The sequence below is a fragment of the Candidatus Phytoplasma pruni genome (genome assembly GCF_001277135.1).
GTDB classification, from domain to species: domain Bacteria; phylum Bacillota_I; class Bacilli_A; order Acholeplasmatales; family Acholeplasmataceae; genus Phytoplasma; species Phytoplasma pruni.
In genome coordinates, this window is sequence record NZ_LHCF01000023.1 from 1 (window position 1) to 4,956 (window position 4,956).

A 4,956-nucleotide genomic window follows, 5' to 3' on the forward strand; every position below is an offset into this window, starting at 1 on the left:
CCTACTGATTACAAGTCAGTTGCTCTACCTATTGAGCTATTTTGGCTTTAAAATTGTGATTGTAAAAATTGGTAGAGGATGAGGGACTTGAACCCCCGACATTCTGCTTGTAAGGCAGACGCTCTCCCAACTGAGCTAATCCTCTTTTTAAAAGTAATTTTTCAAGTAATCCTTGGCAAAAACCTATCTTCACTTTCCATACGAAAAACTATTGTCGGGGTTTAAGGGCTTAACTGCTGTGTTCGGAACGGGAACAGGTGTTTCCCCTTGACTAAATCACCAAGGATCTTTCAAAACTAGATAACCATAGTTATTTCAAAAAAATCAAAGTCAATGGATCTATTAGTACTAGTCAGCTGAAAATATCACTATTCTTACACCTCTAGCCTATCAACCTGGTAGTCTTCCAGGGATCTCATAGGGAAATCTCATCTTAAGGGAGGCTTCACACTTAGATGCTTTCAGTGTTTATCCTTTCTATACATAGCTACTCAGCTATGGCTCTGGCGAACCAACTGAAACACCAGCGGTATATCCATCCCGGTCTTCTCATACTAGGGACAGCTCCTTGCAAATTTCCAACGCCCACGACGGATAGAGACCGAACTGTCTCACGACGTTCTGAACCCAGCTCGCGTTCCGCTTTAATGGGCGAACAGCCCAACCCTTGGAACCTTCTCCAGCTCCAGGATGCGATGAGCCGACATCGAGGTGCCAAACCGCTTCGTCGCTGTGAACGCTCGGAAGCGATAAGCCTGTTATCCCCAGGGTAGCTTTTATCCGTTGAGTCACGGCCCTTCCATACGGTACCGTAAGATCACTAAGTCCAACTTTCGTTCCTGCTCGACTTGTAGGTCTCGCAGTTAAGCACCCTTTTACCTTTACGCTCTTAAAATGATTTCCGACCATTTTGAGGGTACCTTTGAACGCCTCCGTTACTCTTTAGGAGGCGACCGCCCCAGTCAAACTGCCCACCAAACACTGTCCCTCATAATACACTTATGCAGGTTAGAAGCTAAAAATAACAAGGGTGGTATTCCAAGGGTGACTCCATTAGAACTAGCGTCCTAATTTCACAGTCTCCCACCTATCCTCTACATGCAATTTTCAATTTCAATATTAAGCTACAGTAAAGCTCCATGGGGTCTTTTCGTCCTGTCGCGGGTAACCGGCATTTTCACCGGTAATTTGATTTCACCGAGACTCTTGTTGAGACAGCGCCCAAATCGTTATGCCTTTCGTGCGGGTCGGAACTTACCCGACAAGGAATTTCGCTACCTTAGGACCGTTATAGTTACGGCCGCCGTTCACTGGGACTTCAATTCAATGCTTCAAGTTGCCTTTGACATCTCCTCTTAATCTTCCAGCACCGGGCAGGCATCAGCCCCTATACATCACCTCACGGTTTAGCAGGGACCTATGTTTTTGATAAACAGTCGCTTGGGCCTATTCTCTGCGGCTTTTACTTTTTATCATAAAAGCTCTCCTTATCCCGAAGTTACGGAGTCATTTTGCCGAGTTCCTTAACAAGAGTTTTCTCGCGCGTCTTAGTATGCTCTACCTTCCCACCTGTGTCGGTTTACGGTACAGGTAAAAAAACAATTAGCCCTAGAAGTTTTTCTTGAAAATATGACTTCAGTCACGTTACCTTCAAACCTTATTTTTTGGAATAAGAAGACGGATTTGCCTATCTTCTCAAACTAGGTTCTTCTACCCTAATCCAATAAAGGGCGTGCTTAGCCTGTTTTGTAGCTCCATCAGTTGTTTTCTTAGTGCAGGAATTTTAGCCTGCTTGCCATCGACTACGCATTTCTGCCTCGCCTTAGGACCTGACTAACCCAGGGCGGACGAACCTGCCCCTGGAAACCTTGGGTTTTTGACGGATAGGATTCTCACCTATCTTTTCGTTACTTACACCGGCATTCTCACTTCTGACCTCTCCACCACTGCTTCCGCTATGACTTCATCGATGTCAGAACGCTTCCCCTACCATATTAAAAATAATAAATTATTTTTATATCCGTAGCTTCGGTATAATGTTTTAGCCCCGTTAAATTTTCGGCGCAGAGTCATTAGATTAGTGAGCTATTACGCACTCTTTAAAAGATGGCTGCTTCTAAGCCAACTTCCTAATTGTTTAAACGTCTCTACTTCCTTTTCCACTTAACATTAATTTAGGGACCTTAGCTGACGGTCTGGGCTCTTTCCCTTTCGACCATGGACCTTATCACCCACAGTCTGACTGCTAATTGTTTTTAATGACATTCGGAGTTTAATTGATATCGGTACCCCGAGGTGGAGCCCTCAATCATTTAGTGCTCTACCTTCATTAAAATTTCTTAATTAACGCTAGCCCTAAAGCTATTTCGGGGAGAACCAGCTATCTCTGAGTTCGATTGGAATTTCACCTCTAGCCACAAATCATCCAAACACTTTTCAACGTATCCTGGTTCGGTCCTCCATTTGGTTGTCCCCAAACTTCAACCTGTTCATGGCTAGCTCACTTCAGTTTCGGGTCTATGACATAAAACTAAACGCCCTATTAAGACTCGCTTTCGCTATGGCTTCGTTCCTTCAAACTTAACCTTGCTATATATCATAACTCGCCGGTTCATTCTGCAAAAGGCAAGCTATCACTCATTAACGAGCTCTAACTAATTGTAAGCACACAGTTTCAGGATCTATTTCACTCCCCTTCCGGGGTTCTTTTCACCTTTCCCTCACGGTACTAGTTCACTATCGGTCACCAAGTAGTATTTAGCCTTAGGAGATGGTCCTCCCTATGTTCCAACAAGATTTCTCGTGTCTCGCCGTACTTTTCGATACCCTAGATTTTAACTTACCCTTACAGGACTATCACCTTCTTTGGTGTTTTTTCCCAAAAACTTCAAGTTGGTTAAAATTTTGTAACTAGTGGTGGTATCAGGCTCCTCCGGATTCGCTCGTCACTACTGCCAGAATCGTTATTACTTTCTTTTCCTGCAGTTACTTAGATATTTCAGTTCACTGCGTATCCCTTTTTGATTCGAAAATCAAAAAACTATAATGTTATTATAGTAGGTTTCCCCATTCGGAAATCCACGGATCTTCATTTATTTACAACTCCCCGTGGCGTATCGCCGTTAATTGCGTCCTTCATCGGCTCTTGGTGCCAAGGCATCCACTGTGCGCTCTTAATTCCTTCAATTTTTTTGATTTTACTATGTTTATCTACTTTTCAAAGAACTTTTTTTTAAGACAGTGCTTATAACTTTTAAAATAAACTGGTGGGCCTAAATGGACTTGAACCACCGACCTCACGCTTATCAGGCGTGTGCTCTAACCAGCTGAGCTATAGGCCCTTAATGCCTTAAAAAAAGAAAAACTTATGAATTTTCTAAGTCTTTCAAAACTGAAGATGATAATTTTATTTTTTCCTTAGAAAGGAGGTGATCCATCCCCACCTTCCGGTAGGGATACCTTGTTACGACTTAACCCCAATTATCGACCCTACCTTAGACGGATCCTTCTTCTTGCGAAGTTAGGTGACCGCTTTGGGGTATTGCCAACTTTCGTGGTTTGACGGGCGGTGTGTACAAACCCCGAGAACGTATTCACCGCGACATGCTGATTCGCGATTACTAGCGATTCCAACTTCATGAAGTCGAGTTGCAGACTTCAATCCGAACTGAGATTGATTTTTTGAGATTGGCTAAGAACTCGCGTTTCAGCTACTCTTTGTATCAACCATTGTATCACGTTTGTAGCCCAGATCATAAGGGGCATGATGATTTGACGTAATCCCCACCTTCCTCCAATTTTTCATTGGCAGTCTCGTTAAAGTCCCCATCATTACATGCTGGCAACTAACGACAAGGGTTGCGCTCGTTTTAGGACTTAACCTAACATCTCACGACACGAGCTGACGACAACCATGCACCACCTGTTTTCCTGATGACCTCCATTATATTTCTATAACTTCGCAAGAAAATGTCAAGACCTGGTAAGGTTTTTCGTGTATCTTCGAATTAAACAACATGATCCACCGCTTGTGCGGAGTCCCGTCAATTCCTTTAAGTTTCATACTTGCGTACGTACTACTCAGGCGGAGTACTTAATGTGTTAACTTCAGTACCAGTTTTACCCGACACTTAGTACTCATCGTTTACGGCGTGGACTACCAGGGTATCTAATCCTGTTTGCTCCCCACGCTTTCGTGCCTCAGCGTCAGTAAAGACCCAGCAAGCCGCCTACGCCTCTGGTGTTCCTCCATATATTTACGCATTTTACCGCTACACATGGAATTCCGCTTGCCTCTATCTCACTCTAGTAAAACAGTTTCTATAGCACAACAGCGTTAAGCACTGAAATTAAACTATAGACTTATTAAACCGCCTACGCACCCTTTACGCCCAATAATTCCGGATAACGCTCGCCCCTTATGTATTACCGCGGCTGCTGGCACATAATTAGCCGGGGCTTATTCATTAAGTACCGTCAAGGGAGTTTTTCCACTCTTTTTTCTTCCTTAATAAAAGAACTTTACATACCGAGGTACTTCATCGTTCACGCGGCGTTGCTCGGTCAGAGTTTCCTCCATTGCCGAAAATTCCCTACTGCTGCCTCCCGTAGGAGTTTGGGCCGTGTCTCAGTCCCAATGTGGCTGTTCAACCTCTCAGTCCAGCTACACATCATAGTCTTGGTAGGCCTTTACCCTACCAACTAACTAATGTGTCGCAAGCCCCTCCTTAAGCATACCTTCAAAGAAGATCTTTTAAAAAAGTAAAGATGCCTTTACTTTTCCTATCCAGTCTTAGCAACTGTTTCCAATTGTTATCCTCGTCTTAAGGGCAGGTTGCTTACGTGTTACTCACCCGTTCGCCACTAAAACCCGAAGGTTTCCGTTCGACTTGCATGTATTAGGCACGCCGCCAGCGTTCATCCTGAGCCAGGATCAAACTCTTCGTTTTGTTTTGA

Annotated in this window: 2 tRNA genes and 3 rRNA genes; all 5 read right to left on the reverse strand. The window is 43.9% G+C overall.

Annotated elements, in window-relative coordinates:
• Positions 1 to 69 precede the first annotated feature (69 nt).
• Positions 70 to 145, reverse strand: a tRNA-Val gene (locus CPX_RS02460).
• Positions 146 to 170: 25 nt separating this feature from the next.
• Positions 171 to 284 (reverse strand): 5S ribosomal RNA (rrf, locus tag CPX_RS02465).
• A gap of 37 nt (positions 285 to 321) precedes the next feature.
• Positions 322 to 3,187, reverse strand: a 23S ribosomal RNA gene (locus CPX_RS02470).
• Positions 3,188 to 3,264: 77 nt separating this feature from the next.
• Positions 3,265 to 3,341, reverse strand: a tRNA-Ile gene (locus CPX_RS02475).
• Positions 3,342 to 3,421: 80 nt separating this feature from the next.
• Positions 3,422 to 4,949, reverse strand: a 16S ribosomal RNA gene (locus tag CPX_RS02480).
• Together the 16S, 23S and 5S rRNA genes with 2 tRNA genes alongside form the textbook arrangement of a ribosomal RNA operon.
• Between the last annotated feature and the right edge of the window lie 7 nt (positions 4,950 to 4,956).